Origin of the sequence: Micromonospora sp. DT233, from assembly GCF_049841815.1 — a bacterium.
Classification (GTDB): Bacteria; Actinomycetota; Actinomycetes; order Mycobacteriales; family Micromonosporaceae; genus Micromonospora.
Genome location: NZ_JBNCLB010000002.1, coordinates 43,741 through 70,318, shown reverse-complemented (window position 1 = coordinate 70,318; position 26,578 = coordinate 43,741). Strand labels below are relative to the sequence as shown.

23 protein-coding genes are annotated in these 26,578 nt (G+C 74.7%); 8 read left to right on the top strand and 15 right to left on the bottom strand.

The features are described from left to right. Positions 1-9 precede the first annotated feature (9 nt). On the bottom strand, positions 10-1,140 hold the full coding sequence (locus ACLQ2V_RS04455) for an FAD-dependent oxidoreductase (protein WP_425717072.1): 1,131 nt from the start codon (positions 1,138-1,140) through the stop codon (positions 10-12). A gap of 106 nt (positions 1,141-1,246) precedes the next feature. Here ACLQ2V_RS04455 and ACLQ2V_RS04450 point away from each other — a divergent pair, with 106 nt between their 5' ends. Next, positions 1,247-1,879, top strand: coding sequence for a TetR/AcrR family transcriptional regulator (locus ACLQ2V_RS04450; RefSeq protein WP_425717071.1), 633 nt, complete (start codon positions 1,247-1,249; stop codon positions 1,877-1,879). Between the two features lie 81 nt (positions 1,880-1,960). On the opposite strand, the gene ACLQ2V_RS04445 is transcribed toward ACLQ2V_RS04450, so the two are convergent. From ACLQ2V_RS04445 to ACLQ2V_RS04405, 9 genes are all read right to left on the bottom strand, one after another. Then, on the bottom strand, positions 1,961-2,578 hold the full coding sequence (locus ACLQ2V_RS04445; RefSeq protein ID WP_425717070.1) for a lipoprotein: 618 nt from the start codon (positions 2,576-2,578) through the stop codon (positions 1,961-1,963). Between the two features lie 275 nt (positions 2,579-2,853). Beyond that, positions 2,854-3,567: a class I SAM-dependent methyltransferase gene (locus ACLQ2V_RS04440; RefSeq protein ID WP_425717069.1), complete on the bottom strand. Its 714-nt coding sequence runs from the start codon at positions 3,565-3,567 to the stop codon at positions 2,854-2,856. 237 nt (positions 3,568-3,804) lie between these two features. Next, positions 3,805-5,223 carry an acyl-CoA carboxylase subunit beta gene (locus ACLQ2V_RS04435; protein ID WP_425717068.1) on the bottom strand — a complete coding sequence of 473 codons (1,419 nt, stop codon included), beginning with the start codon at positions 5,221-5,223 and terminating at the stop codon, positions 3,805-3,807. A 26-nt stretch (positions 5,224-5,249) separates the two neighbouring features. After that, the gene (gene fabF / locus ACLQ2V_RS04430; protein ID WP_425717067.1) at positions 5,250-6,476 is read right to left on the bottom strand and encodes a beta-ketoacyl-ACP synthase II; all 1,227 of its coding nucleotides are present in this window, start codon (positions 6,474-6,476) and stop codon (positions 5,250-5,252) included. A 2-nt stretch (positions 6,477-6,478) separates the two neighbouring features. After that, positions 6,479-6,718 (bottom strand): acyl carrier protein, encoded by a 240-nt coding sequence (locus tag ACLQ2V_RS04425; protein WP_334485728.1) that lies wholly within the window; start codon positions 6,716-6,718, stop codon positions 6,479-6,481. 83 nt (positions 6,719-6,801) lie between these two features. Next, positions 6,802-7,746: a beta-ketoacyl-ACP synthase III gene (locus ACLQ2V_RS04420; protein ID WP_425717066.1), complete on the bottom strand. Its 945-nt coding sequence runs from the start codon at positions 7,744-7,746 to the stop codon at positions 6,802-6,804. Then, positions 7,746-8,927 (bottom strand): acyltransferase domain-containing protein, encoded by a 1,182-nt coding sequence (locus ACLQ2V_RS04415; protein WP_425717065.1) that lies wholly within the window; start codon positions 8,925-8,927, stop codon positions 7,746-7,748. The genes ACLQ2V_RS04420 and ACLQ2V_RS04415 overlap by 1 nt, the downstream gene beginning before the upstream one ends. Positions 8,928-9,046: 119 nt before the next feature. After that, on the bottom strand, positions 9,047-10,264 hold the full coding sequence (locus ACLQ2V_RS04410; RefSeq protein ID WP_425717064.1) for a PucR family transcriptional regulator: 1,218 nt from the start codon (positions 10,262-10,264) through the stop codon (positions 9,047-9,049). 168 nt (positions 10,265-10,432) lie between these two features. Further along, on the bottom strand, positions 10,433-11,398 hold the full coding sequence (locus tag ACLQ2V_RS04405; RefSeq protein ID WP_425717063.1) for a DsbA family protein: 966 nt from the start codon (positions 11,396-11,398) through the stop codon (positions 10,433-10,435). 74 nt (positions 11,399-11,472) lie between these two features. Between ACLQ2V_RS04405 and ACLQ2V_RS04400 the strand changes: the two genes are divergently transcribed. Beyond that, entirely contained in the window at positions 11,473-12,030 is a 558-nt protein-coding gene (locus ACLQ2V_RS04400) for a TetR/AcrR family transcriptional regulator (RefSeq protein WP_425717062.1), read from the top strand. 266 nt (positions 12,031-12,296) lie between these two features. Beyond that, positions 12,297-12,605 (top strand): hypothetical protein, encoded by a 309-nt coding sequence (locus ACLQ2V_RS04395; protein ID WP_425717061.1) that lies wholly within the window; start codon positions 12,297-12,299, stop codon positions 12,603-12,605. Between the two features lie 42 nt (positions 12,606-12,647). Here the strand turns inward: ACLQ2V_RS04395 and ACLQ2V_RS04390 are convergent, their stop codons facing one another. After that, entirely contained in the window at positions 12,648-13,421 is a 774-nt protein-coding gene (locus ACLQ2V_RS04390; protein WP_425717060.1) for a hypothetical protein, read from the bottom strand. A gap of 227 nt (positions 13,422-13,648) precedes the next feature. On the opposite strand from ACLQ2V_RS04390, the gene ACLQ2V_RS04385 reads away from it, so the two are divergent. Continuing rightward, entirely contained in the window at positions 13,649-14,311 is a 663-nt protein-coding gene (locus ACLQ2V_RS04385) for a copper resistance CopC family protein (RefSeq protein WP_425717059.1), read from the top strand. Positions 14,312-14,466: 155 nt separating this feature from the next. Here ACLQ2V_RS04385 and gltX read toward each other — a convergent pair whose 3' ends face one another. The 3 genes from gltX to ACLQ2V_RS04370 all read right to left on the bottom strand — a co-directional run bounded on the left by gltX (position 14,467) and on the right by ACLQ2V_RS04370 (position 18,562). Next, positions 14,467-15,876 carry a glutamate--tRNA ligase gene (gene gltX, locus ACLQ2V_RS04380; RefSeq protein ID WP_425717058.1) on the bottom strand — a complete coding sequence of 470 codons (1,410 nt, stop codon included), beginning with the start codon at positions 15,874-15,876 and terminating at the stop codon, positions 14,467-14,469. A 67-nt stretch (positions 15,877-15,943) separates the two neighbouring features. Further along, positions 15,944-17,209 carry an MFS transporter gene (locus ACLQ2V_RS04375; RefSeq protein WP_425717057.1) on the bottom strand — a complete coding sequence of 422 codons (1,266 nt, stop codon included), beginning with the start codon at positions 17,207-17,209 and terminating at the stop codon, positions 15,944-15,946. A gap of 3 nt (positions 17,210-17,212) precedes the next feature. Next, a complete protein-coding gene (locus tag ACLQ2V_RS04370; RefSeq protein WP_425717056.1) occupies positions 17,213-18,562 on the bottom strand; it encodes a GH1 family beta-glucosidase in 1,350 nt (449 codons plus the stop codon). 208 nt (positions 18,563-18,770) lie between these two features. Here ACLQ2V_RS04370 and ACLQ2V_RS04365 point away from each other — a divergent pair, with 208 nt between their 5' ends. Next, complete coding sequence (locus ACLQ2V_RS04365; RefSeq protein WP_425717055.1) at positions 18,771-19,217, top strand: SRPBCC family protein; 447 nt, start codon at positions 18,771-18,773, stop codon at positions 19,215-19,217. A 216-nt stretch (positions 19,218-19,433) separates the two neighbouring features. Here the strand turns inward: ACLQ2V_RS04365 and aceE are convergent, their stop codons facing one another. Continuing rightward, on the bottom strand, positions 19,434-22,178 hold the full coding sequence (gene aceE / locus ACLQ2V_RS04360) for a pyruvate dehydrogenase (acetyl-transferring), homodimeric type (RefSeq protein ID WP_425717054.1): 2,745 nt from the start codon (positions 22,176-22,178) through the stop codon (positions 19,434-19,436). A gap of 297 nt (positions 22,179-22,475) precedes the next feature. Between aceE and ACLQ2V_RS04355 the strand changes: the two genes are divergently transcribed. The 3 genes from ACLQ2V_RS04355 to ACLQ2V_RS04345 all read left to right on the top strand — a co-directional run bounded on the left by ACLQ2V_RS04355 (position 22,476) and on the right by ACLQ2V_RS04345 (position 26,546). Further along, entirely contained in the window at positions 22,476-22,949 is a 474-nt protein-coding gene (locus ACLQ2V_RS04355; RefSeq protein WP_425717053.1) for a hypothetical protein, read from the top strand. Positions 22,950-23,073: 124 nt separating this feature from the next. Continuing rightward, a complete protein-coding gene (locus ACLQ2V_RS04350; protein ID WP_425717052.1) occupies positions 23,074-23,478 on the top strand; it encodes a secondary thiamine-phosphate synthase enzyme YjbQ in 405 nt (134 codons plus the stop codon). Between the two features lie 215 nt (positions 23,479-23,693). Beyond that, positions 23,694-26,546, top strand: coding sequence for a thiamine pyrophosphate-dependent enzyme (locus tag ACLQ2V_RS04345; protein ID WP_425717051.1), 2,853 nt, complete (start codon positions 23,694-23,696; stop codon positions 26,544-26,546). Positions 26,547-26,578: the final 32 nt, after the last annotated feature.

Below are 26,578 nucleotides of genomic sequence, written 5' to 3'. Positions count from 1 at the left end.
GGGGGCTCGTCAGGGCTGCCGGTCGTCGGTGTCCGTGCCGAGCAGGACGTGGGGCGTGCCGGCCCCGAAGAGGAGCTGGTGGGTTCGGATGCCGTCGGCGGCGGCCTCGGCGCTGCGGGGGAACATGGCCCGCTCGTGATCGGCGAGGGCGGCTTCGACGTCGTCGGGGTGGGCGGCGATGGCCTTGGCGAGCTCGGCGCCGTCGTACATGGCCAGGTTGGCGCCTTGGCCGTTCGGGCCTGTGAGGTGGGCGGCGTCGCCGAGGAGGGTCACCCCGGGCACCCGGTCCCAGCGGTGCGCGACCGGCAGGGCGTAGAGGGGGCGCAGGACCGGCGGGGTGTCGCTGTGGGTGATCAGCGCGGTGAGCTCGGGGGCCCAACCGGCGAACTCCCGCGCGATCCGGGCGGCGGCCGTGGTGGCGTCGGTGAAGTCGATGGCGGCGAACCAGGGCTGCGGCGCGGTGACGAACACGTAGTTGTGCAGGGTGCCGCCCCGCTCGCGGTGCGCCAGGAGGCCCTTGCCCGGGGCGAGCGCGTACATCGCCCCGTGGCCGACGGCCTTCGCAGTGGCGGGGTGCCGGGCGTCGCTGTCGAACAGGTAGGTCTCGACGGTCGACATGCCGGTGTACTCGGGGGCGGCGCCGGAGAGCAGCGGCCGGACCCGGGACCAGGCGCCGTCCGCGCCGACCAGCAGTCTCGTGACGACCGTGCCGCCGTCGGCGAAGGTCACCTCGTGGCGGCCATCGCCGAGGGCGGCCACGTCGCTGACCCGGTGGCCCCACCGGATGGTGTCGGGCGGGAGGGAGTCGAGCAGGAGCCGGCGCAGGTCGCCGCGGAGGATCTCGGGGCTGCCGCCCGTGCCGTCGTCGGGCTGGTCGGCCAGGACGGTCCCGTCGGGGGCGAGGAACCGGCTGGCCTGCCGGCCGGCGAGGACGAGGCGGCGGAACCCCTCGGCCAGGCCGGCCTCCCGCAGGGCCAGTTGGCCGTCGTGGTCGTGGATGTCGAGCAGGCCGCCCTGGGTGCGTGCGGTGGGGGAGGTCTCTGCCTCGTAGACCGTCGCGGGGATGCCGTGCAGGTGCAGGACGCGGGCCAGCATGAGCCCGCCGAGGCCGGCGCCGATGATCGTGACGGGAGTGGACACGGTGTGCCTCCAGGGGGTGCGTCTAGTCTCTGCCGTGAGACCCACCCGGGTATATTTACCGGGTAAGCTTACCGAGTAAGGCTAGCGCGCCGAGGAGTTCGTGTACATGCCCAATCGAGGAGACCGGGGCGGCTCGCGGACCCGGGCGCACATCGCCGACGTCGCGACCGGCCTGTTCCTGGAGCGCGGCTTCGACGACGTCACGATCGCCGAGGTGGCTGCCGCGGCCGGGGTGTCGAAGGTGACCGTCTTCGCGCACTTCGCGAAGAAGGAGGACCTGCTGCTCGACCGTCTCCCCGACGTGGTCGAGATCGCGCGGGCCGCCGTGCGCGAGCGGGCGGACGACGTCGGCCCGGTGACCGCGATCCGGCAGACCCTGCTGGCCCTCGCCGAGGAACGGCACGGGCTCTCCGTCCTGGCTGAGGGGATCGAGCCGTTCCTGCGGATCGTCGTGGCGGCCCCGACGGTGATCGCCCGGCTCCGCGTGTTCGAGCACGAGGTCGAGGTGGCGCTGGCCGAGGAACTCGCATCCGACAGGCGCTTCACCGGCGACGCCGCGCTCCTCGCCGGGCTCGTCGTCGCCGCGTACCGCGTGGTCGTCGTCGCGACCGTCCGACGCCGGCTCGGCGGCGACGACCTCGCCGACATCGCGGCGGCCCACCGGCAGCGCCTGCGCCGGGCCTTCGACGCGATCGAACACGGCATCTCCGCCGAACCCCGACCCCCGGCCCGGCCCTGACGCCGGCGACGGTCCCGGCCCCGCGGCGTGTCGGGTGCGGCCCGCGACCCAGCGCGTGTCGGGTGCGGCCCGCGACCCCCGTCAGCGGGTGGTGGCCCGCACGGTGCTCGTGGCGAGCTGGTACGCGGGGAACATCGCCTCGAACTCGCCGGTGTCCATCCCACCGAAGGTCAGCAGGATCGCCCCGCCGGGGGTCTGCGCCGCCAACGCCCGCTGCCGGTTGGGGCCGCCGCTGAGCTCGTTGCGCTGCAGATAGGTGGCCTCCACCAGGTCCAGCGGGCCGCGCCGCACGTGCCGGTACTCGATCTCGCTGACCCGGCCGTGCTCGGCGAGGAAGTCCTCCAGCGAGGCGCGCACGTCCAGGGTCCCCTCCTCGGCCGCCCAGACCCGCAGGAAGCCCACGTTCCCGGCCGGCTTCGCGTCGACCTCGCAGCGCAGCCGGGACCCGCCGAGGGTCATCGCGGAGCCGTCGTCGACCGGCTCGGCCACCCAGCGGGCCGGCACGGAGAACGTGATCGGCAGCTGGCAGGCGCTGCGCCCCGCCCCCACGGTGCCGGCGGCCCGCGCCGGGGCCACCTCGTCGTACCAGGGCGGCCCGGAGACCACGCCGGACGCGCCGGGCGCCGCCGCGCGGGCCGCTGTCGGCCCCGACCCGCCGTCGGCGCAGCCGGCCGCCGTCAACAGGACCAATGCGGACATCAGGGCCGCCCCCGTACGTCGGAACACCGTGTCCACTTCCCCTGCGATCGTCGCGCGCCCGCTGCACACCGGACGGCCGCTGGATCGTAGCGGACGCACCGGTTGCCGACCGGCCCGCGACCGACGCCGTCCCCGGGCGGCGCACCGGTGCGGCGCACCGGAGTGGACGGCGGGCGTGCTGCGGATCGGTGCGTGCCGCGCACCGGAGTGGACGGCGGGCGTGCTGCGGATCGGTGCGTGCGGCGCACCGGGGTGGACGGTGGGCGTGCTGCGGCTCAGCCCGGGGGGCGGTGGGCGCGCAGCATCAGCGACACGCCGGGCAGCGACCGCACCGGCAGGTACCGCTCGGCGGCCACGACGGTGCGCAGCCCCAGGTTGACCGCCGGGTGCAGCTCGTCCAGGTCGCTGCCGGTGGAGCTGCGCCGCCGCCACGCCGCCACCGGCCGCAGCAGCACGTTCCAGCTCCACAGCTCGTCGACGACCAGCCCCGCCTGCTCCACCACCGCCCGCAGCGCCGCCCGGTCGTAGCGCCGGACATGCCCGACCGCCACGTCGTGCGCCGACCAGAGCGCCATGTCCGCCGGTACGGCGATCAGCGCGACGCCGCCGGGCCGCAGCGTGCGGCGGATCTCGGCGGCGGCGAGGTGGTCCTCGTCGACGTGCTCGAGGATGTCGAACGCGGTCACCAGGCCCAGGCTCGCCGAGGGCAACGGCAGATGCCGGGCGTCGGCCCGGATCACGTCGAGGCCCCGCTCCCGGGCCACCCCGGCGCCCTCCGCGCTGTATTCCAGCGCCACCGGCCGCCAGCCGTGCGCCCGCAGCACCCGGGTGTTGCCCCCGCCGGCAGCCCCGACGTCCAGCGCCCGCCCGGGGCGGTGACCGGCGGCGGCCAGCCGCCGCAGCGCCCGAGCCAGCAGCACCCGCCGCTCCCGGTACCACCAGTGGGCGCCCTCAAGTGCGGCCAGCTTACGAATCTCGGTCGCTTCCACGGCCTGCACTCCTAGCACTCCGGCAACCCCCACCCTAACCCCCACCCCCCACCCCCCACCCGCCCCCGCCCGCCCCCCACTCGCCCCCGCCCCCAGCTCGTCGATCATGGAGTTGTGGCGGGGGACAAAGGCCGTGAATGCCGCCGTTCCGGCACCACAAGTCCATGATCGACGGCGAGGGCGGGGGTGGGGGCGAGGGTGGGGGTGGGGGTGGGGGTGGGGGTGGGGGTGGGGTGGTTAGAGGGGGATGTTGCTGTGGGCGCCTCGGGCTGTGGGGGCGGTGGCTAGGGCATTGGCTATGCGGTGGCGGGTCTGGGACGGGGGGATGACCTCGTCCACGACGCCGATCTGCTGGGCCCGGTTGACCCCGCCGGCGACGCGGAGCTGCTCGGAGACCAGCCGGGCGCGCAGCGCCTCGCGTTCCTCGGGCGGGGCGGCGGCGAGCCGCTTGCGGTGCAGGATGTTCACCGCCGCACCCGCCCCCATCACCGCGACCTCCGCGCCCGGCCAGGCGAAGACGGCCGTCGCGCCGAGCGACCGGGAGTTCATCGCGATGTACGCGCCGCCGTACGCCTTGCGGGTCACCAGGGTCACCCGTGGCACCACGGCCTCGGCGAACGCGTGCAGCAGCTTCGCGCCGCGCCGGACCACCCCGTCCCACTCCTGGCCCAGGCCGGGCAGGTAGCCGGGGGCGTCGACCAGCACGATCAGCGGCACCCCGAGCGAGTCGCACATCCGCACGAACCGGGCGGCCTTCTCGGCGCCGGACGCGTCGAGGCAGCCGCCGAGGCGCAGCGGGTTGTTGGCGACCACGCCGACCGTCCGGCCGGTGAAGCGGCCCAGCGTGGTGACGACGTTCGGGGCCCACCGGGCATGCAGCTCCACGCCGGGCGCGTCCAGCAGCGCGGTGACCACGGGCCGGACGTCGTACGCCCGGTTGGGCTCGGCCGGCACCGTCGCGGCCAGGTCGCGGCCGTCCCCGGTGCGGGCCGCGTCGTCGGGGCAGAGCCGGCCCTGGCGGCCCAGCAGCGCGGCGAGGGTGCGCGCGCCGGCCAGCGCGGTGGCGTCGTCGGCGCAGGTCAGGTGGGCCACCCCGGAGCGCCGCCCGTGCGGTTCGGGGCCGCCGAGGCGCGCCATGTCGACCTCCTCGCCGGTCACCCGGCGGACCACCTCCGGCCCGGTGACGAAGATCCGGCCCGCGTCGCTCATCACCACGATGTCGGTCAGTGCCGGACCGTACGCGGCGCCGCCGGCCGCCGGGCCGAGCACCACGGAGATCTGCGGCACCCGGCCGGAGGCGCGGACCATGGCCGCGAAGACCTGCCCGACGGCGTCGAGGGCGACCACGCCCTCGGCCAGCCGGGCCCCGCCGGAGTGCCAGAGGCCCAGCACCGGCAGCCGCTCGCGGACGGCGGTGTCGATGGCGTCGACGATGTGCCGGCACCCCTCGGCACCCATCGCGCCGCCCATCCGGTTGGCGTCCGTCGCGTACGCCACGGACGCCACGCCGTCGATCCGGCCCCGGGCCCAGCGCACCCCCGAGGCATCCGGGGGGCCCACCGGGCGCAGTGTGCCGGCGTCGAAGAGCGCCCGCAGCCGGCCCTCGGGGTCGCGCTGGTCGACCGCCGAGGTGCCGCCTCCAGGGGTGCTGCCCACGTGGGTCTCTCCAGGCCAGGCCGAGGTCAGGGCCGGGTGAAGACGAGCGCCACGTTGTGCCCGCCGAAGCCGAACGCGTTGTTCAGCGCGGCGGGGATCTCCATGTGGCGCGGCTTGTGGGCGGCCACGTCCATGGTGAGCCCCTCGTCCGGGTCGTCCAGGTTGATCGTCGGGGGGACGACGCCGTCGCGGATGGCCAGGATGGTGGCGATCGACTCCAACGCGCCGGCCGCGCCGAGCAGGTGGCCGGTCATCGACTTGGTGGCGGTGATCACCGGGTGGTCGCCGATCGCCGTACGCAGCGCGCCGATCTCCAGCATGTCCCCGACCGGGGTCGAGGTGGCGTGCGCGTTGACGTGCACGATGTCCCTCGGGGCGATGTCGGCGTCGGCGAGCGCCTTGCGGACGGCCCGGATCGCCCCCTCGCCCTCCGCGTGCGGCTGCACGATGTCGTACGCGTCGGAGGTGATGCCGGCGCCGGCCAGCCGTGCGTACACCCGGGCGCCCCGGGCGGCGGCGTGCTCGGCCCGCTCCAGGACCAGCACGCCCGCGCCCTCGCCGAGGACGAAGCCGTCCCGGCCCCGGTCCCACGGGCGGGAGGCCTGCTCCGGGGAGTCGTTGCGGGTCGACATGGCCCGCATGGCGGCGAAGCCGGCGATCGGCAGCGGGTGGATTATCGCCTCGGTGCCGCCGGCCACCACCACGTCGGCCCGGCCCGAGCGGATGATGTCCAGGCCCAGCGCGAGCGCCTCCGCGCCGGTGGCGCAGGCGCTGGCCACGGCGTGCACCCCGGCCTTCGCCCCGACCTCGAGCCCCACCCAGGCGGCGGGGCCGTTGGGCATCAGCATGGGCACGGTGTGCGGGGAGACCCGGCGCGGGCCGGACGCCTCCAGGATGTCGTCCTGGGCGAGCAGGGTGGTGGCCCCGCCGATGCCGGAGCCGACGCTGACGGCCAGCCGCTCCGGGTCCAGCCCGGAATCGGCCAGACCCGAGTCGGCCCAGGCCTGCCGCGCGGCGATGATCGCGATGGCCTCGGACCGGTCGAGCCGGCGCATCTTGACCCGGTCGAGCAGCTCGGACGGGTCGACGGCGAGCTGCGCGGCGATCCGGACGGGCAGCTGCGCGGCCCACTCCTGGGTGAGCGGACCCACCCCGGAGCGGCCGGCGAGCATGGCGTCCCAGGTCGACGCGACGTCCCCGCCCAGCGGGGTGGTCGCGCCGAGCCCGGTGACGACGACGTCGGAGTAGGACATGATCAGGACTGCGCCTCGATGAAGCTGACGGCGTCGCCGACGGTCTTGAGGTTCTGCACCTCGTTGTCGGGGATCTTCACGCCGAACTTCTCCTCGGCGGCGACCACGACCTCCACCATGGAGAGCGAGTCGACGTCGAGGTCGTCGGTGAAGGACTTGCCCTCGGCCACGTCGTCCGGGTTCACCCCGGCAACCTCTTCGAGGATCTCGGCGAGGCCGGCGGTGATCTCGTCACGGGTCATGGTTGGTGCGTTCCTCTCGATGATGGGACTCGCCGCGCGACGTGCGCCGGCGGCGGGCGAACCGGCCCCGGTGGGGCCGGACGTCAGGGACAGCGGATGACCTGACCGGCGTAGGTCAGGCCGCCGCCGAATCCGAAGAGCAGCACGGGCGCGCCCGAGGGCACCTCCCGGCGCTCGACGATCTTGGACAGGGCCAGTGGGACGCTCGCCGCCGAGGTGTTGCCCGACTCGACGATGTCCTTCGCGACGATCGCGTCGGTGAGGCCGAGCCGCTTGGCGATGCCGTCGATGATCCGGGCGTTGGCCTGGTGCGGCACGAACGCGGCCAGCTCCGACGGCGCGACCCCGGCGCGCTCGCAGGCCTGCAGGGCCAGCGGGGCCAGCGCCGTGGTGGCCCAGCGGAAGACCGTCTGGCCCTCCTGCTTGAGGTAGGGGCGCCAGCCCTGGATGCGTACGGCGTCGCCCTTGTCGGGGACCGAACCCCAGACCACCGGGCCGATCCCGGCCGGCTCGCCCTCGGCGGTCGCGGTGACCACCGCGGCGCCGGCCGCGTCGGCGAAGATGATGCAGGTGGAGCGGTCCGTCCAGTCGATCATGTCGGAGAGCTTCTCCGCGCCGATGACGAGCGCGTTGCGCGCGGCACCGGCCCGGATCGCGTGGTCGACGGTGCCCAGCGCGTACCCGAAGCCGGAGCAGGCGGTGTTGATGTCGTACGCCCCCGGCGCGACGATGCCGAGCCGCGCGGCGACCTGGCAGGCCACGTTGGGGCTGCGGTCGATCGCGGTGCAGGTGGCCACCACGACCAGGTCGATGTCGGCGGCGGTGAGGCCGCAGTTCGCCAGGGCCTTGCCGGCGGCGGCCGTCGCCATGTCGACCACCGTCTCGTCAACGGCGATCCGGCGGCTGACGATGCCGACCCGGTCCCGGATCCATTCGTCGTTGGTGTCGACGATCTTGGCGATGTCGTCGTTGGTGACGACCTGGGAGGGCTGGTAGTGCCCCAGCGCCAGAATTCGGCTGCCAGTCATCAGTGTTGACCCCCGATTCGGGCGAGCGGTTGGCCCGGGGCGACCGGGTCGTCGTGGTGCGCGAACCACTCGGTGAGCAGTCCGCTGTCGTGCGCGGTCACCTGGACCGGGCCCTGCCCGGTGGTGATGTGACCGATCACCTGCCCGGTGCGCAGCGGCTCGCCCTCGACCAGCCCTTCGGCCGGCGCGAAGGCACCCGCCGCGGGCGCCACCACCACCCGCAGCCGGGCGGCCGGCGGGTGGGCGTGGGTCGCGCCGTGGGCGGTGCCGTGCCGGGCGATCAGGTCGCGGGCGGCCGGCAGGTCCTTGGGCGTGTTCAGGGTGACCAGCTCGGGGACCCCGGACTCCTTGAGCTCCCGCTTGATCAGACCGGCGAGGGTGCCGGCCGGCGGCAGCTCGATGATCCCGGTGACACCGAGGTCGGCGAGGGCCCGCATGCAGAGGTCCCAGCGGACCGGCGAGGTGACCTGGCGGACCAGCCGCCGCACCACCTCCCGGCCGTGGCCGACCGCCGTGCCGTCGAGGTTGGACAGCAGGATCCGCTGCGGGTCGGCCGGGACGATTCCGGCGGCCACCGCGCCCAGCGTGGCCTCGGCCGGCGCCATGTAAAGGGTGTGGAACGCGCCGGCCACCTTCAGCCGGACCACCCGGGCCTTCGTCGGCGGCTCGGCGGCGAGCTTGTCCAGCCCGTCGAGGGACCCGGCGGCGACGATCTGCCCGGCGCCGTTGCGGTTGGCCGGGGCGAGCCCGTGGGTGTCGAGGGCGGCCAGCACCTCGTCGGCGTCGCCGCCCAGCACGGCGGCCATGGCGGTCGGCTCCAGGGCGCAGGCCGCGGCCATCTCCCGGCCGCGCACCCCGGCGAGGGCGATCGCGGTCTCGGCGGACACGACCCCGGCGAGCGCCGCCGCCCCCAGCTCACCGACGCTGTGCCCGGCGGTGACGGCGACGTCGTGCATCGGCAGGTGCGCGGCGGCCAGCAGCGCCGCCGCGACCAGCAGCGGCTGGGTACGGGCGGTGTCCTTGATCTCGTCGGCGTCGGCGGCCGTGCCGAGGTGGACCAGGTCGACCCCGGCCAGCGCCGACCACCAGCGCAGGCGAGCCTCGGCGCCGGGCAGGTCGAGCCAGGGTGTCAGGAAGCCGGGCTTCTGGGCACCCTGTCCGGGTGAGAGTACGGCGAGCACGGATATGACTCTTCCGGATGTCCGGGGGTCAAGACGCTACCGACCGGCACCAAACCACACTAGAACCTTTGGAGGAACCCGACAAAAATCGGTGGACATGATCATATTTTTGTGATGATTTAGCGGTCTGAGGTGGTCGCAGTCCGTTTCTGCGTCGTCGGTGCCACCGGGTCCAGCCGGCCCACCGTGAGCGCCACCTGGAGGGCGAACGCGTCCCGCGCGGTCAGCGGCGAGAACCCGGTCACCTCCGCGATCCGCCGCAGCCGGTAACGCACCGTGTTGGGGTGCACGAACAGCGTCCGGGCGGCGCTCTCCAGCGTCCCGCCGGCGGCGAAGAACGCATCCAGGGTCGCCAGCAGCTCGCCACCGGAACGGGCCAGCGGGGCGTACACGTCGTGGCGCAGCAGCCGCCGGGCCTCGGCGTCGCCGGCGAGGGCCCGCTCGGGCAGCAGGTCCGCCGCCGGCACCGGGCGCGGCGCGGCCGGCCAGGCCGGGGCCGCCCGGAACCCGGCCAGCGCGGCGCGGGCCGAGTCCGTCGCCTCGTCCAGGCTCGGCACCGCCGGGCCCACCACCACCGGGCCGTCGCCGAACGCGGGCAGCAGCTTCCCGGCGGCGGCCAGGGGTGCCTCCGCCCCGCCCAGCACGATCACCAGCCGGTCACCGTGCACCCCGCCGATCATCTCGAGGCCGATCCGCCGGGCCAGCCGGGACGCGGTGTGCAGCACGGCGGCCACCTCGCCGCCGGGGGAGCGGCCCACCGCCACCACCACCGGCGGGGCGTCCGACCAGCCCAGTGCGGCGGCGCGGCTGGCCAGCACGTCGGGGGTCTCCCCGCGCAGCAACGCGTCCACCAGCAGGGCCTGCAACCGGGCGTCCCAGGCGCCGCGCGACTCGGCGGCCCGCGCGTACGCCCGCGCGGCGGCGAAGGCGATCTCCCGGGAGAAGCGCAGCACCGCCTCCCGGAGCTGCTGCTCCTCGCCCTCGGCGGCCAGGGTGGCGACCTGCTCCTCGACCACCCCGATGGTCACCTTGATCAGCGCCACCGTGTGCTGGAGGCTGATCGAGCGGGCCAGCGCCTGCGGCGCGGTGGCGAAGACCTCGTCGGAGACCTCCTGGGTGCTGTCGGGCGTGCCGCCGCCGTCGCGCAGCCACTGCACCAGCGACTGCGCGCCGGCCTGGGCCACCAGCATCACCCAGGCGCGCTGGTCGGCCGGGAGGGTCCGGAACCAGGGCAGCGTCTCGTCCATCCGGGCCACGCTGGCCGACGCCAGCGCCCCCGCCGCCCGCTCGATGCGGCGCAGCGTGGCCGACAGCTCGATCCCCTCCGGGTCGCTCACCACCTCAGCTTCGCAGAAGGCGCGCGGCCCCAGGTCAACGCCTCCGGCGCGGACGACGTCCCGCTCGTCCGCGCCGGCCGCGTCCCGCTCGCCCGCACCGGCCGCGTCCCGCCGGATCGGCGACCCGCTCGAGCGGCCCGCGCCCGTCGGCGCGGCGCGGCGCGGCGCTCAGTCGTACGCCGGGGCCATCGCGGCCGCCAGGCGCAGCTGCCCGGCGGCCTGCTCGGGGTGCCCCTGCCGGCGCAGCACCCGCCCGAGCAGCAGCCGCAGGTAGGCGTCGCCGGGCTCCTCGGCCACCAGCCGCTCCAGCGCCGCGCGGGCCCGGCCGAGAGACGCCGAGGCGACGTACGCGCGGGCGGCGAGCAGTCGCACCCCCCGGTCGTCGCCGTGCGCGCTCAGCAGCGCATCGAGCAGGGTGAGCGCGCCCAGCGGGTCGCCCTGGTCGAGCAGCGACTCGGCCTGCCGGAGCCGCTGCACCTCGGGCGGCACCCGCCGGGGCGGGTCGCCGGCCGCCGCGTGGAGGAACTGCGCGATCACCTCGGGGGGCTGGGCCCCGGCGAGCGCCCGGCCGCCCACCACGAGGGTCGGCGAGGTGCGTACGCCGACCGCGCGGCCCCGCAGCAGCAGCTCGCGCAGCTCGGTGTCGCCGGCCCCGGCCGGGAGCGGGGCGATCCCGGCGGCCCGGGCGATCCCCGCCAGCGTCGCCGGGTCGCCGATGTCGGCCGCCTCGACGAAGTGCGCCCGCAGCACCCGCTCGACCACCGCGTCCTGGGCCGCCGGGCCGCCGTCGCGGTACGCGGCCGCGATCAGCCGGTGCGCGTCGTGGCTGGACGTCCGCCATGCCGCCCCCCAGCGCGGCCCCAACCCCTCCTCGGCGGCGATCCGGGAGACCCGGACCCGGTTCTCGGCGGGGGAGAGGCCGGGCGCGCAGTGCCGCAGCGCGCCGTCGACCACCGGGTCGCGCAGCGCCTCGTCGAGCGGCTCGGCCGTCGCCGGGGCGGTCGGGTCGATCCGGTACGGCAGCCATTGCACCCGCACCGCCGGCCCCGACCAGCCGGCCAGCGCCCGCTCAAGTCGCCGCTTGCCGATGTACGCCCACGCGCAGACCACGTCCGCCCACACCTCGATCAACATGAGCTCAGACTAAACGACACATGACGTCTATACAACGAATGTCGTTTAGTCGACGGGTGTCGTACCGTCAGGGGGTGAACCTGGACGACCCCCGGGCCCGGCGCACCCGGGCCGCCCTGCACGCCGCGCTGCGTGAGCTGGCCGCCGAGCGGGAGCTGAGCGACGTCACCATGTCGGCGGTCGCCGCCCGCGCCGGGGTCAACCGCGCCACCCTGTACCAGCACTACCGCGACCTCGACGCGCTGCTCACCGACGCGATGGAGGACACCGTCGCCGTGGTCGCCCGGGCCGCCGCACTCTGCCCGCTGGACGCCCCGCCCGACGTGGCCCCGGCCCCCCTGGTCGACCTGTTCGCCCACGTCGCCGACCGGGCCGTGCTCTACCGACGGGTGCTCGGCCCGCAGGGCAGTGCCCGCTGCGCGGCCCGCCTGCGGGACCGGCTCGCCGCCGAGCTGGCCGCCCGCTTCGCCACCGGCGCCCGCCCGCCCCGCGTCGCCGAGGTCCCGGTCGACGTGCACGCGGCGTGGCTCGCCGGCGCGCTCCTGGGGTTGCTCGACCACTGGCTCGCCGCCGACCGTCCCGCGCCGCCCGCCGGCATCGCGCTGGCCACCTGGCGACTGCTGCGGACCTGACCGGCCGCAGCTGCGGCCCCTTGCGCACCCGACCGGCCGCAGCCCCACGCACCCCTTGATCCGGCCCGCCTGCGCCGCCGGCCCGCCGACCCGGGCGACCCTTGCGCTGCGGTCCCGGCGGGGCGAGCGGCGGTCGGCAGCGCCCGGCGGCCGGCGCCGCCGAGGTGGGGGATGGGGCGCACGACCCGTCGGCCGGCCCCAGTACGGTGGCAGGGCACGCGGGCCAGGATCAGCGGCCCGCGACGGTGAGCGTGAGGGAGGCCGGCATGGGGCACGGGGAGGCCGAGCAAGGCTGTGCCCAGGGGGAGACCTGCCGGCCGGGCCACCACGACCCACAGCCGACGGGCAAGCACGTGCGCCGACTCGTCGGCCCGGCCGAACCGACGGTGGGGCGGCCCGACGACGCCACGGTCCCGCGCCAGCGCGCCCCCGAGCCGGGCATCGACGCCGAGCCGGCCCGCACGGCGGCCTGTCGCAGCGACCTGCCCGGCTGGGCCGGCGCGCACCGGCACGGCCCGGTCCGCCCCCGGCACCGGGCGGTCCGCCGGGAGCACCCGCCGCGCCGCTGGTGCTGACCACCCCGCTGGTGCTGACCACCCGCCGCCGGGCGCGGCGGATCAGCGGGTGCGGCGGCGGATCAGCAGGGCGATTCCGGCCAGCCCGAGGGTGATCGCCAACATCACCCCGACGTTGAGCAGCAGCAGCCGCTGCAACTCGCCCAGCGCCTCGTCGAGGTCCCGGCCCGGGTTCAGCGCCTCCTCGGGGATCACCCGCTCACCGCCGCCGACGCCGCCGGTGACCGTGTCGACCTGCCCCTCCAGCGGCACCCCGACCGTCCGCAGCGTCTCCGGCATGTTCAGCCGGCCGAGGAACCACCCCGCCTTGACCCGGCGGGAGGCGTCCGGCTGCTTGGCCGGCCGGTACACCCGGGGGCCGCCCTGGGCCAGCGGATAGAGGTCGTACGTCTGGGTGGCGACCTCCCCGGCGAGCACGACGACCGTGAACTTCGGGCCCAGGGCGCTCTTCTTCGGCCCGTGGGTGGCACCGATGCCACCGAGCCAGTTCACCTGGTCGACGACCGCGCCCACCTCGGCGGGGCTGCTGGCGGCCCGCAGCCGCAGCGGCTCGGTGAGCTGGTCGCCGCTGATGTCCACGCCGGCCGGGGGCTTCTTCGGCGCGGCCCGCTCCGGCGTCGTCAGGGCGGCGGCCCGTATCGGCCTGGCCAGGGCGGCGGCCCGCGAGATGCCTGCCCCCACGGACCGCGTCGGGCCGAGGCCGGTGCTCCCCGCCGAGCCAGCGGCCTGCGCCGGCCCGGGATGAACCGCCGTCAGCGCCGCCGCCAGCAGCACTCCTATGGTCGTTGCGCACAACCGCCGCACCTGTCGGGCCATCGCCGCCTCCTCGCCCCGTTCGATTTGGGTGGCTTCGCTGCAGGTCACGCGTTGGTCGGTCGACGGCGGTGACCAAGCCCCCCAGGGCGGGTGCCCACCTCTAAGACTGTGCAGAACGTCGATAAGTTGCAGCAGTTGGATCCGGAATTGGAACTATCTGCGATCTCGGCCCGACTAACAGGTCAGTCATTGATCGGCGGGCGGATATTACCTTTGCGGAGGGGTTCATGGGGAGTAGGTTCCCGCGCGTCGCGCGGACCTGGATGGTGTTTCTCGGCGTGGCGCTCGGTGTGTCGGTGGCGCTGCCGGCGTCGCCCGCCGCCGCGCACAACTCGCTGACCGGCAGCGATCCGAAGAACGGGGCGCGGCTCGCCGCCGCACCGGCCCGGGTCGAGCTGCGCTTCCTGTCCACACCAGACCCCGGTACGACGAAGATCACAATTACCGGGCCGGACAACGTGGCCGCCACGGGCGGCAAGCCGATCTTCTCCGGCAGCCGGGTGCGGGTGCCCTTCACCCCCGGCGCGGCCGGCCTCTACATCGTCGGGTACCAGCTTGCCTCGGCCGACGGCCATCCGGTCAAGGGCGAGGTGCGGTTCACCCTCACCACGGGCACCCCGGCCGAGCCGCCGTCCTCGGCCGCCGCGCCGTCCACGGCGACCGCGGCACCGTCGGGTGGCGCGTCGCCCGGCGCGGGTGGCGCGTCGCCCGGCGCGTCGTCACCGGCCGTGCCGGCCACCGACGATCCGGTCACCGCGTTGCCGTCCGCCGTCGAGACGTCCGACGACGGGCTGCCCGGCTGGCTCTGGGCGGTGGGGGGCGGGGTCCTGCTGCTGGCCGCCGCCGTGGCCGGGCTCCTCGTCACCCGCCGCCGCGCCACCCGCCCCTGACGACACCGGCGGAGGGGCAGCGGCCGGCCGGTAGCGGCCGCGCGGCACGCAATGTCAGTGACAACGCGCCCTCCGAGGTGCCGGAGTACGCGTTGTCACTGACATTTGGGTCGATCTTGCCCACCGCAGGCGGGCCGACCCGGCCAGCCTCACAGTCAGGGCAGGCGCAGCCGGGCGGCGCGCAGCCGGGTCAGGGTGCGTTCGCGGCCCAGCACCTCCAGCGACTCGAACAGCGGCAGGCCGACGGTGCGGCCGGTGACCGCCACCCGGACCGGGGCCTGGGCCTTGCCCAGCTTGCGGCCGTGCTCCAGGCCGACCGCCTCCAGCGTCTCCTTCAGCGCCGCCGCGTCCCACGACGACAGCGCCTCGTACGCGGCGATGGCCGAGTCCAGCAGCTCGGCCGACCCCTCCTTCATCGTCTTGGCCCAGGCCGCCTCGTCGATCAGCGGCGCGGCCAGGAAGAGGAAGTCGACGTTCGGCACGATCTCGCTGAGCAGGGCGATGCGGGTCTGGGCCAGCGGGGCGACGGCGGCGAACGCGGCGGCGTCGAACTCCGCCGGCTGCCACGGCGGCGGGGCGATGGTGTCGGTGCCGGTCAGCCACGGCTGGCAGGCCGCGACGAACTCCTCGACCGGCAGCGCCCGGATGTACTCGCCGTTGAACGCGCGCAGCTTCTTCTCGTCGAAGAACGCGGGGGAGGGGTTGACCTCCTCCAGGCGGAACTCCTCCTCGACCACCGACCAGGGGACGATCTCCCGGTCGCCCGAGGGCGCCCAGCCGAGCAGCATCAGGTAGTTGCGCATCGCGTCGGCGAGGTAGCCCTCGTCCCGGTACGCCTCCAGGGCGACCTTGTCGCGCCGCTTGGAGAGCTTCTGCCGCTTCTCGTTGACCACCACGGGCACGTGCGCCCAGATCGGCGGGGTGACCCCGAGGGCGTCCCAGAGCAGCTGCTGCTTCGGGGTGTTGGGCAGGTGCTCCTCCGCCCGGATGACGTGGGTGATGCCCATGGTCATGTCGTCGACGACGTTGGCCAGCAGGAACACCGGCGACCCGTCGCCCCGGGCGATGACGAAGTCCTCGATCAGCTTGTTCTCGAAGGTCGGCGTGCCCCGGATCAGGTCCACCACCACGGTCTCGCCCGTGTCGGGGGTGCGGAAGCGCAGCGCCCGACCCTCGCCCGGCGCCAGGCCCCGGTCCCGGCAGAAGCCGTCGTAGCCGGAGTACTGCGAGTCGGTGCGGGCCCGCACCGCCTCCCGGGTGCAGTCGCAGTAGTAGGCCCGGCCGCCGTCGTGCAGGCGTTGGGCGGCGGCGCGGTGCTCGCCCGCGTACGACGACTGGAAGTAGGGGCCCTCGTAGCTGCCCCGGTTGATGCCGATCCACTCCATGGCGGCGAGGATGCCCTCGGTCCACTCGGGTTTGTTGCGGGCCGCGTCGGTGTCCTCGATGCGCAGCACGAAGACTCCGCCCTGCTGCTTGGCGTAGAGCCAGTTCTGCAGGGCGGAGCGGGCGCCGCCGACGTGGAACATGCCGGTCGGGGAGGGGGCGAAACGCACACGTACTGTCACGCCCCCCAGCCTAGGGCCGCCGGCCACCGGTTATGCCAGGGAGGGGGCCTCCGGCCGGTGCTCCCGCTCACGCCACGCCACGGATCTTGACGACCAGGGCGCTGCCGAGCAGGGTGACCGCCGCCGTGACCGCGTACAGCGTGGGGTAGCCGCCCAGGTGCACCACGATCGGCGCGGAGAGCGCCGGGCCGAGCACCTGCGGCGCGGAGTTCGCAATGTTGATCACCCCGAGGTCCTTGGCCCGGTCGGTGGCGGCCGGCAGCACCTCGGTGATCAGGGCCGCGTCCACCGAGAGGTAGACGCCGTAGCCGGCGCCGAGCAGCAGGGCGGCGACCAGGGCCATCGGCCACACCGGCGCGACGGCCAGCAGCAGCGCGGCCACGGCCATCACCACCCCGGAGGTGATCACGTAGACCTTCCGCCGGCCGGAGCGGTCGGAGCGCCGGCCGGAGAGCACGGCGGTGAGCATCATCCCGAGGGTGTAGAGCAGGATCAGCACCAGCAGCCCGCCCTCCGGATCCGGATGGCGCACCCCGTCGGTGAGGAAGTACAGCAGGTAGAGGGTGCCCAGCGCGTTGCCGAGCTGGACCAGGAACCGGGTGGCCCAGGCCCAGGCGAAGTCCGGGTGCCGGCGCGGGTCGACCCACATCGAGGCCAGCAGCGTGCGGGCCCGCAGCGCCGGCCGGTGCCCCCGGGGCAGCGGGTCGTCGGCGGTGAGCAGCGCGAACGGCAGCGCCAGCAGCAGCAGCGCCGCCGCGACGGCGGCGTACCCGGCGGCGGTGCCGCTCACCACGGCGGTCACCAGCACCGCGCCGACCACCAGCCCGAGCGCCTGCGGGATGCCCACCCAGCCGGAGACGCCGCCGCGCTGGGCCACCGGCACCCGGTCGGGGACGGCGGCGGTGAGGCTGGCCAGCATGGCGTTGAGGCAGACCTGGGCGGCCACCCAGCCGACGGTCACCCCGATGATCGTGTGCTGCCGGGCCAGCAGCACCAGGGCGAGCGCCCCGAGCAGCGCGCCGCCGGCCGTCCAGAGGTGCCGGCGGCCCAGGTGCCGCCCGAGCAGGCGCGGTCCGGTCCGGTCCGACAGCGCCCCGGCGAGGGGGTTGACCAGCACGGCGGCGAGCGCCCCGAAGCCGGTGACCAGGGCGAACACGGCCTCCTTGTGGTCGGGGGCGATCCGTTCGATCTGCTGCGGCAGCAGCACCTGGATGGGGGTGAAGAAGGCCATCCAGACCCCGAGGTTCGCCGCGAAGATCAACGCGATCCAGCCCCGCCGGACCGGCACGGTCGGCTCGGCGAGCGCCGCTGGCAGCGGGTCGGCGGCGGTCACCGCCTACTCCCCGGCCGGCGTCGGCCGGGTGACCACGCCCCGGAACCAGGAGTACGAGGACTTGGGCGTGCGGGCGCCGGTGGCGAAGTCGACGTGCACCAGCCCGAAGCGCCGGGTGAAGCCCTCCGCCCACTCCCAGTTGTCCAGCAGCGACCAGGCGAAGTACCCGGTCACGGCCACCCCGTCGTCGAGGGCGGCGCGCAGCGCGCGCAGGTGCCCGTCGAGGTAGGCGATCCGCTGCGGGTCGTGGACCCGGCCGTCGGCATCCGGTACGTCGTCGTACGCGCAGCCGTTCTCGGTGACCTGGATCGGCGGCAGCCGCTCGCCGTACCGCGCGCGCAGGCCGGTGAGCAGCTCGCGCAGCCCGTCCGGGGCGACCGGCCAGCCGGACGCGGTGCGCGGGTGGCCGGGCAGCTCCACCAGCTCGAACGGCAGCGGTGAGCCCGCCTCGGGGGCCCGTACGCCGGTCGGGTTGTAGTAGTTGACCCCAAGCACGTCGATCGGCGCGGCGATCACCGCGAGGTCGCCGTCGCGGACGGTCCCCGGCTCGACGGCCATCGGCAGCCGTGGGTAGCCGAGGCCGAGCAGCGGGTCGGTGAAGAGCCGGTTGTGCAGCGCGTCGTACGCGTCGGCGGCGGCCCGGTCGGCCCCGCCGTCGCCGGCCACGCGCACCGGCGAGTAGTTGTTGGTGAGCGCGACCGGGGCGGCGCTGCGGGCGCGCAGCGCGGCGACGGCCAGCCCGTGCCCGAGCAGTTGGTGGTGGGCCACCGGGAACGCGTCGAACAGCAGGGCCCGGCCGGGGGCGTGCTCGCCGGTGCCGTAGCCGAGGCTCAGCTGCACGAACGGCTCGTTGAGGGTGATCCAGAGCCGCACGCGGTCGCCGAGCCGCGCGGCGACCAGGTCGGCGTACTCGGCGAAGCGGGCGGCGGTGTCGCGGGCCAGCCAGCCGCCCGCGTCCTCCAGCGGTTGCGGCAGGTCCCAGTGGTAGAGGGTGGCGACCGGGTCGACGCCGGCGGCGGCGAGGTCGTCGACGAGGCGGTCGTAGAAGTCCAGGCCGGCGGCGTTGGCCGGGCCGGTGCCGCCGGGCTGCACCCGGGGCCAGGCCACCGAGAACCGGTACGCCGACACCCCGAGGCCGGCCAGCAGCGCGACGTCCTCACGGTGGCGGTGCCAGTGGTCGCAGGCGACCTCGCCGGTGCTGCCGTCGGCGATCCGCCCCGGCGTGCGGGCGAAGGTGTCCCAGATGGACGTTCCGCGCCCGGCGGCGGTCGCGCCCCCCTCGATCTGGTACGCGGAGGTGGCGACGCCCCAGCGGAAGCCGGGCGGGAACTCGGGCGGCGGCTCGGTGCTCATGCGTCCTCCAGGCGAGGCCGGGGGTGCCGCGCGTGGACGCGAGACATCCTCGGACTCTAGGTCCGCAGGCGGGGGTCGCGCCATAGGCCGTCGGCGATCGGTGCGCAAGGGTTTTCGGCGTGTCTTTTCCGAAGACGTCCCGGTTAGTCCGTTTTATTGCATAGAGTGCCGAATATCGCGGATGTCCTCAGTGGGGGAAGTAGCAAAGATGATCCTCGTGGAACGCAGTGCGCACGTGGTGGCGCCGGTGGAAGTGGTCTGGGACGTGGTGCAGCGGGCGGAGCAGTTGCCGGCCTGGCTGGCGGGGGTCCGCGCGGCGGAGGTCCTCTCGGGGGAGGGCTTCGGTCGCCGGCAACTGGTCCAGGCCGGGCGCGGCTCGGCGCACGAGGCCGAGGTGATCGCCTACCAGGAGCCGAACCTGATCGGTTGGCGGGAACGCGCCCGGGGCGCCGGCGCCCGCGCCGAGGCCCGCACCGAGATCTACGTCCAGCTCACCAGCGACGAGGAGGCGGGCGGGACGATCGTGCGGCTCATCGTCGTACGCTGGCCGGCCGGCCCGGTCAAGGCCGCCCTGCTCCGGCTGGGGCTGCGACGGGTCGGCGCCGACCTGGAGGACTCGCTGGCCCGGCTGACCGACCTGGCCGCCGTCGGCTGACCGGTCCCGCTCCGCGGCACCACCCGCGACGGCGGTGGCCCGGCAGCCCCCGCCAGGGGCGTGCGGGCCACCGCCGTCGCGCATGCGGGCCGCCCGACGACGCCAGCTCGCCTGTGAGCTCGCCTGGACGACGTGAGCTCGCCTGGACGACGTGAGCTCGCCTGGACGACGTGAGGGGCCCGGCGCATCGCGCCGGGCCCCTCGCCGTCTCGCCGACTAGCTGTCGCCGCCGGTTTCCCCGACCGGGGCGGCGTTCACGTCGTCGATCGCGTACTTCTTCGCCGCCTCGGCCGCGACGGTGGCCGGCACCGCACCGCGCAGCGCGAGCTGCCGCAGCGTCGCGACCACCACCGACTCGGCGTCGACGTTGAAGTGCCGGCGCAGCGCGTGCCGGGTGTCCGACATGCCGAAGCCGTCGGTGCCGAGCGAGGTGTAGTCACCCGGAACCCAGCGGGCGATCAGGTCCGGCACCGCGCGCATCCAGTCGCTGACCGCCACCTTGGGGCCGTCGGCGTCGGCCAGCTTCTGCTGGATGTACGGCACCCGCGGCTCCGCGCCCAGGTTGAGCAGGTTGTGCTCCTCGCACTCCACCGCGTCGCGGCGCAGCTCCGTCCAGGAGGTCACCGACCAGACGTCGGCGGCCACCCCCCAGTCCTGGGCGAGCAACTGCTGGGCCTTGAGCGCCCACTGCATACCGGTGCCGGAGGCCAGGATGTTCGCCTTCGGCCCGTCCCCCGACACCTGCGGGGCGGGGGAGTAGCGGTAGATGCCCTTGAGCATCCCCTCGACGTCCACGTCCGCCGGCTCGGCCGGCTGGTGGATCGGCTCGTTGTAGATCGTCAGGTAGTAGTAGATGTTCTCCGGCTGCTCGCCGTACATCCGGTGCAGGCCGTTCTCCACGATGTGCGCCAGCTCGAACGCGAACGCCGCGTCGTAGGCGACCACCGCGGGGTTGGTGGCGGCCAGCAGCAGCGAGTGGCCGTCCTCGTGCTGCAGCCCCTCACCGTTGAGCGTGGTCCGCCCCGCCGTGGCACCGAGCACGAAGCCCCGCGCCATCTGGTCGGCCGCCGCCCAGAAGCCGTCACCGGTGCGCTGGAAGCCGAACATCGAGTAGAAGATGTACAGCGGGATCATCGGCTCGTCGTGGGTGGCGTACGCCGTGCCGGCGGCGGTGAACGAGGCCACGGAGCCGGCCTCGTTGATCCCCTCGTGCAGGATCTGCCCGGACGTCGACTCCTTGTACGACAGGAACAGCTCCCGGTCGACCGAGGTGTACCGCTGGCCGTGCGGCGAGTAGATCTTCGCCGTGGGGAAGAGCGAGTCCATGCCGAAGGTACGGGCCTCGTCCGGGATGATCGGCACCCAGCGCTTGCCGAACTCCTTGTCCTTCATGATGTCCTTGAGCAGGCGGACGAAGGCCATCGTGGTGGCCACCTTCTGCTTGCCGGAGCCACGCTTGACGTCGGAGAACCGCTCGGGGCCCGGGATCGCCAGCTTCTTGCCGGCGGTCCGCCGGGAGGGGAGGTACCCGCCGAGCTGCTGGCGCCGCTCCTTGAGGTAGGCGATCTCGTCCGAGCCCTCGCCCGGGGAGTAGTACGGCGGGAGGTACGGGTTCTCCTCCAGCGCCTTATCCGGAATGTCCAGGTAGAGCCGGTCGCGGAAGAGCTTCAGGTCCTCCAGCGTCAGCTTCTTCATCTGGTGGGTGGCGTTGCGCCCCTCGAAGTGGGAGCCGAGCGTCCAACCCTTGATCGTCTTGGCCAGGATCACCGTCGGCTGGCCGGTGTGCTCCGTCGCCGCCTTGTACGCCGCGTAGAGCTTGCGGTAGTCGTGGCCACCCCGCTTGAGGTTCCAGATCTCGTCGTCGCTGAGCCCGTCGACCATCTTGCGGGTCCGCGCGTCCCGACCGAAGAAGTGCTCCCGCACGTACGACCCGGACTCCGCCTTGTAGGTCTGGTAGTCGCCGTCGGGCGTGGTGTTCATCAGGTTGACCAGCGCGCCGTCGGTGTCGGCGGCCAGCAGCGGGTCCCACTCCCGGCCCCAGACCACCTTGATGACGTTCCAGCCGGCGCCCCGGAAGAACGCCTCCAGCTCCTGCATGACCTTGCCGTTGCCGCGCACCGGCCCGTCGAGCCGCTGGAGGTTGCAGTTGATCACGAAGGTGAGGTTGTCCAGCTCCTCGCGGGCGGCCACGCCGATCGCGCCGAGCGACTCGACCTCGTCCATCTCGCCGTCACCGAGGAACGCCCAGACGTGCTGCTGGGAGGTGTCCTTGATGCCCCGGTGGTGCAGGTACCGGTTGAACCGGGCCTGGTAGATCGCGTTCAGCGGGCCCAGACCCATGGAGACGGTGGGGAACTCCCAGAAGTCCGGCATCAGCCGCGGGTGCGGGTACGACGGCAGCCCGCCGCCGGGGTGCGAGAGCTCCTGGCGGAACCCGTCGAGCTGGTGCTCGCTCAGCCGCCCCTCGAGGAACGCCCGCGCGTACATGCCGGGGGAGGCGTGGCCCTGGTAGAAGATGTGGTCGCCGCCGCCCGGGTGCTCCTTGCCCCGGAAGAAGTGGTTGAAGCCCACCTCGTAGAGGGACGCCGAGCTGGCGAAGGTGGAGATGTGCCCGCCGACGCCGATCTCGGGTCGCTGCGCGCGGTGCACCAGCATCGCCGCGTTCCACCGGACGTACGCCCGGATCCGCCGCTCGATGTGCTCGTCACCCGGGAACCACGGCTCGCGCTCCGGCGGGATGGTGTTGATGTAGTCGGTGGTCGTCAGCGACGGCACCCCGACCTGGCGCTCTCGCGCACGCTCGAGCAGACGCAGCATGACGTAGCGGGCGCGTTTGGTTCCGCGCTCGTCGATCACTCCGTCGAGCGACTCGACCCATTCGCCGGTCTCTTCGGGGTCGATGTCCGGAAGCTGGCTCGGCAGACCGGCGGTGATCACCGGGCGCTTGCGTTCCGTGGCCACAGGCGTTCCCTCGGGTGTGTGTGGGACAGGTCTCTAGATGCCATCCTGCCCCCCCGGGGCAGCTACCGTCACGTCTGCCTCCCCCAGACGCGACGCTGAACACAGGTACCAGTCGGTAACCTTCGGTGTCCGCGCCCCCGAACCCCTGGCCACGCCGCCGCCCCGCCGGCTGACGTCGGGGCTGACGCCGGTCCCCCTACGGCCCTCCTTGCGGGGTGTCCGTCGCCGGGCTCCCGCGCTGGCCGCCAACGGCGGCAGCCCCGGAGCGCGCTTGCCCGGGTTTCCTACCGTGGGGGGATGACGATGCTGCGGGCGGTGGCGAGCGCACTCGTACTGGTCGGCGGGCTCATCCTCCTGTTGACGCTGCTGGGGCTTGCCGACGGCAACCTCGACACGGCCCCGCTCGGGCTGGTCGGCCTGGCCCTGCTGGCGGGGGGCCTGATGCTGTTCCCCCTGGCCCGTGGCCGGCGCAGTCGGTACCGCTACGCCGGCACGAACGAGCCCTACGGGCCGGGCGGCCACTACGGCGGCACCGGCACGGGCGACCACTCCGGCGGTGGCTGGCCCGGTGATTCCGGGTCGAGCGGGTCGGGCGACTCCGGCGGCCGGTCGGGCCACTCCGGATCGAGTTGGTGGGGCGACTTCGGCGGCGGCTGGTCGGGCGGCGACTCCGGTGGCGGCCTCTCCGGTGGCGGCGACTCCGGTGGCGGCTTCTCCGGTGGCGGCTTCTCCGGTGGCGGTGGCGACTCGGGCGGGTCGTCGGGCGGCTGACGCCGCCGTCGACGGGACTCGGGCGCGCGCCGGCGTGCGGGTCTGCGGTCTGCGGGTCTTTGGCCGAGCGGATGTCGGCCCGCCGGTCCGGTGGGTCCGTCGCGCTTGGGGCAGAATGCGCCGTATGCGTACCGAGGTGATCACCGTGCAGACCGGATCCCGGCCGACCGTCCGGGACATCACCGCCGAGGCCGAGCGATTCGTCTCCGATCAGGGCGACGGGCTGCTGCACGTCTTCGTGCCGCACGCCACCGCCGGCCTCGCGATCATCGAGACCGGCTCCGGCTCCGACGAGGACCTGCTCCGCGCACTGGACGACCTGCTGCCCACCGACGACCGGTGGCGGCACCGGCACGGCTCGCCCGGTCACGGGCGCGATCACGTGCTGCCCGCGTTCGTCCCGCCGTACGCCACCCTGCCGGTGGTCGACGGGCGGCTCGCCCTCGGCACGTGGCAGTCGATCTGCCTGGTCGACACCAACGGCGACAACCCCACCCGCAGGGTCCGCCTCTCCTTCCTCCCCGGCTGACCCCGCCTGACCCCCACCCGCACCCGCACCCGCACCGTCACCCAAGATCCGTGAATCTTCAGGGAAAATGCTGCCTCGGCGCGGGGTCGACCCAGCATTTTCCCCGAAGTTGTTCGGATCTTGCCGCGTCGCGGCGGGGCGGCCGAGCGGTCGGTCACCGGTGAGCGGGCCCGCCCGGATCGTGTCTGAGTGGGCGACCGGCCGCTGATTCGGTAATGCTGTCGGACGTGACCACCCCGCAAGATCTCGACGACCGGTTCCGGGCGGCCCTCGCCGGGCTCGCCGACGCGCCGCGACCCGGTGACCCGGGCGAGCCCGCCCGCGACGACCTACCGCTGACCGGGGCGCAACTGCTGGATCTCTTCGACGCCCAGGTCACCAGCCGGCAACTCGACCTCGCCGGGCGGTGGCTGCGCAGCTTCGACGAGGGCTTCTACACGATCGGCTCCGCCGGTCACGAGGGCAACGCGGCGGTCGCCGCCGCGCTGCGCCCCACCGACCCCGCCCTGCTGCACTACCGCTCGGGCGCGTTCTACTGCCTGCGCGCCGCCCAGGCCGCCGGCGAGACCGCCTTCTCCGCCCCCGATCGTGCCGGGTCCGATCGTGCCGGGTCCGATCGTGCCGGGTCCGATCGTGCCGGGTCCGGCTTGGCCGGCGGGGCGAGCTCCGGGGCGGTGGAGGAACGCCCGGCACCGCCCAGCCGCCCGGAGGTCGGCGCGACCACCGAGGGCCCCGAGAATCCGCCGCACGTGGCGGGCCCCATCGCGCTCCCCGCCGGCCCGGTGACCGGCTCCTCCGGCCCGGCGACGCCGGACGGGACCCCCGCCGACGCGACGCGGGCCGGCCGGGACACGGAGCCCTCCACCGGTGCGCCGGACGACTCGGAACCGAAGGCGGCCGCCGGTGCGGCGCCGGCCGGCTCGGGCTCGTCCGCCGCCGCGGATGAGGTGCCGGCCGGCTCGGGCGGGCCGGCTCCCGCCGCCTCGGCGGAGACCGCCCCGGACAGGGAGGCCGCCCCGGATGCACAGGCCGCCCCGGATGCACAGGCCGACCCGGGTGCACAGGCCGTCCCGGACGTGCGGGAGATTGCCGAGGACGCGTACACCGGGGCGGCGCGGGACGTGCTGCGCGGGATGGTCGCCTCCGCCCGGGAGCCGATCGCCGGGGGCCGGCACAAGGTCTTCGGTCGGGCCGATCTGGCCGTCGTCCCGACCACCTCCACCATCGCCTCGCACCTGCCCCGGGCGGTCGGCGCGGGGCTGGCGCTTGAGCGGCTGCGCCGGCGCGAATCGGCCGGGCGGCGGGCCGGGGCGGCCCCGGTCGGCGACGTCGGGCACCCGCCCCGCTCGCCGTGGCCGCCGGACGCCATCGTGGTCTGCTCGTTCGGCGACGCCTCGGTCAACCATGCCAGCGCCACCGCCGCGTTCAACACCGCCGGCTGGTACGACCACACCGGGCTGCGTATCCCGGTGCTCTTCGTCTGCGAGGACAACGGGCTGGGCATCAGCGTCCGCTCGCCGAAGGGCTGGGTGGAGGCGACGCTGCGGGCCAAGCCGGGCATCCGCTACTTCTCCGCCGACGGGACGGACCCGGTGCAGACGTACCAGGCGACGGTCGAGGCGGCCGGCTGGGTGCGCCGGCACCGGCGGCCGGCCGTGCTGCACCTGACCACCGTACGGCTGATGGGGCATGCCGGGGCGGACGCGGAGGCCGCGTACCGCAGGCCCGGTGAGCTGGCCGCGGACCTGGCGCGGGACCCGGTGCTGGCCACCGCGCGGCGGCTGGTCTCCGCCGGCGTGGCGAGCGCCGAGGAGCTGCTGGCCCGGTACGACGAGCGCGGCTGGCAGGTACGCCGGATCGCCGAGGAGGTGATCGACGAGCCGAAGCTCGCCTCCGCGGCCGAGGTGGCCGCCGACATCGCGCCCCGGCGGCCGGCCCGGGTCACCCGCGCGGTGGCCGACGCGGGCACCCGGGCCGCCGGGGCCGGCGCGGGCGTGCGGGCCGAGGCGTTCGGCGGCCGGCTGCCCGAGCGCGCCGGCCCGCTCACCCTGGCCCAGAGCATCAACGCCGCCCTCGCCGACGGGATGCTCGACCACCCCGGGATGGTGGTCTTCGGCGAGGACGTCGCCGCCAAGGGCGGGGTGTACGGGGTCACCAAGGGGCTGCGGGACCGGTTCGGCGCGGCCCGGGTCTTCGACACGCTGCTCGACGAGACCTCGATCCTCGGGCTCGGGCTGGGCGCCGGGCTGGCCGGGCTGCTGCCGGTGCCGGAGATCCAGTACCTGGCGTACCTGCACAACGCCGAGGACCAGCTGCGGGGGGAGGCGGCCACGATGCGGTTCTTCTCCTCGGGCGCGTTCCGTAACCCGATGGTGGTCCGGTTGCCGGGCCTGGCGTACCAGGAGGGCTTCGGCGGCCACTTCCACAACGAGAACTCCCTGGCCGTGCTCCGCGACGTGCCGGGGCTGGTGATCGCGGTGCCGGCCCGCCCGGACGACGCCGCGCCGATGCTGCGGGCCTGCCTGGCCGGGGCGGCCGTGGACGGCACGGTCTGCGCCTTCGTCGAGCCGATCGCGCTCTACCACACCCGCGACCTGTACACCGAGGGTGACGGTGAATGGCTGGCCGAGTACGCCGGGCCCGAGCGGTGGGCCGCCGCTCACGCCCCGATCGGGCGGGCCCGCGTGTACGGCGTGGGCTCCGCCGAGGATGTCACCATCGTCACCTTCGGCAACGGCGTACGGATGTCGCTGCGGGCGGCGTCCGCGCTCGCCGAGGAGGGCGTCGGCACCCGGGTGGTGGATTTGCGGTGGATCGCGCCGCTGCCGGTCGCGGACATCGTCCGGGAGGCCTCGGCGACCGGCCGGGTGCTGGTGGTGGACGAGACGCGCCGCTCGGGCGGGGTCGGGGAGGGCGTGATCTCCGCCCTGGTCGACGGCGGATACGTCGGTACGGCGCTGCGAGTCGCCAGTATTGACTCTTTTGTACCATTGGGCCCGGCTGCCCGTCACGTGCTGGTCTCGGAGGAGGCCATCACCCACGGTGCCCGTACGCTGCTGGCACGGTAAATTCCGTTCCACCCGGTGCGCCACTTGCGCGG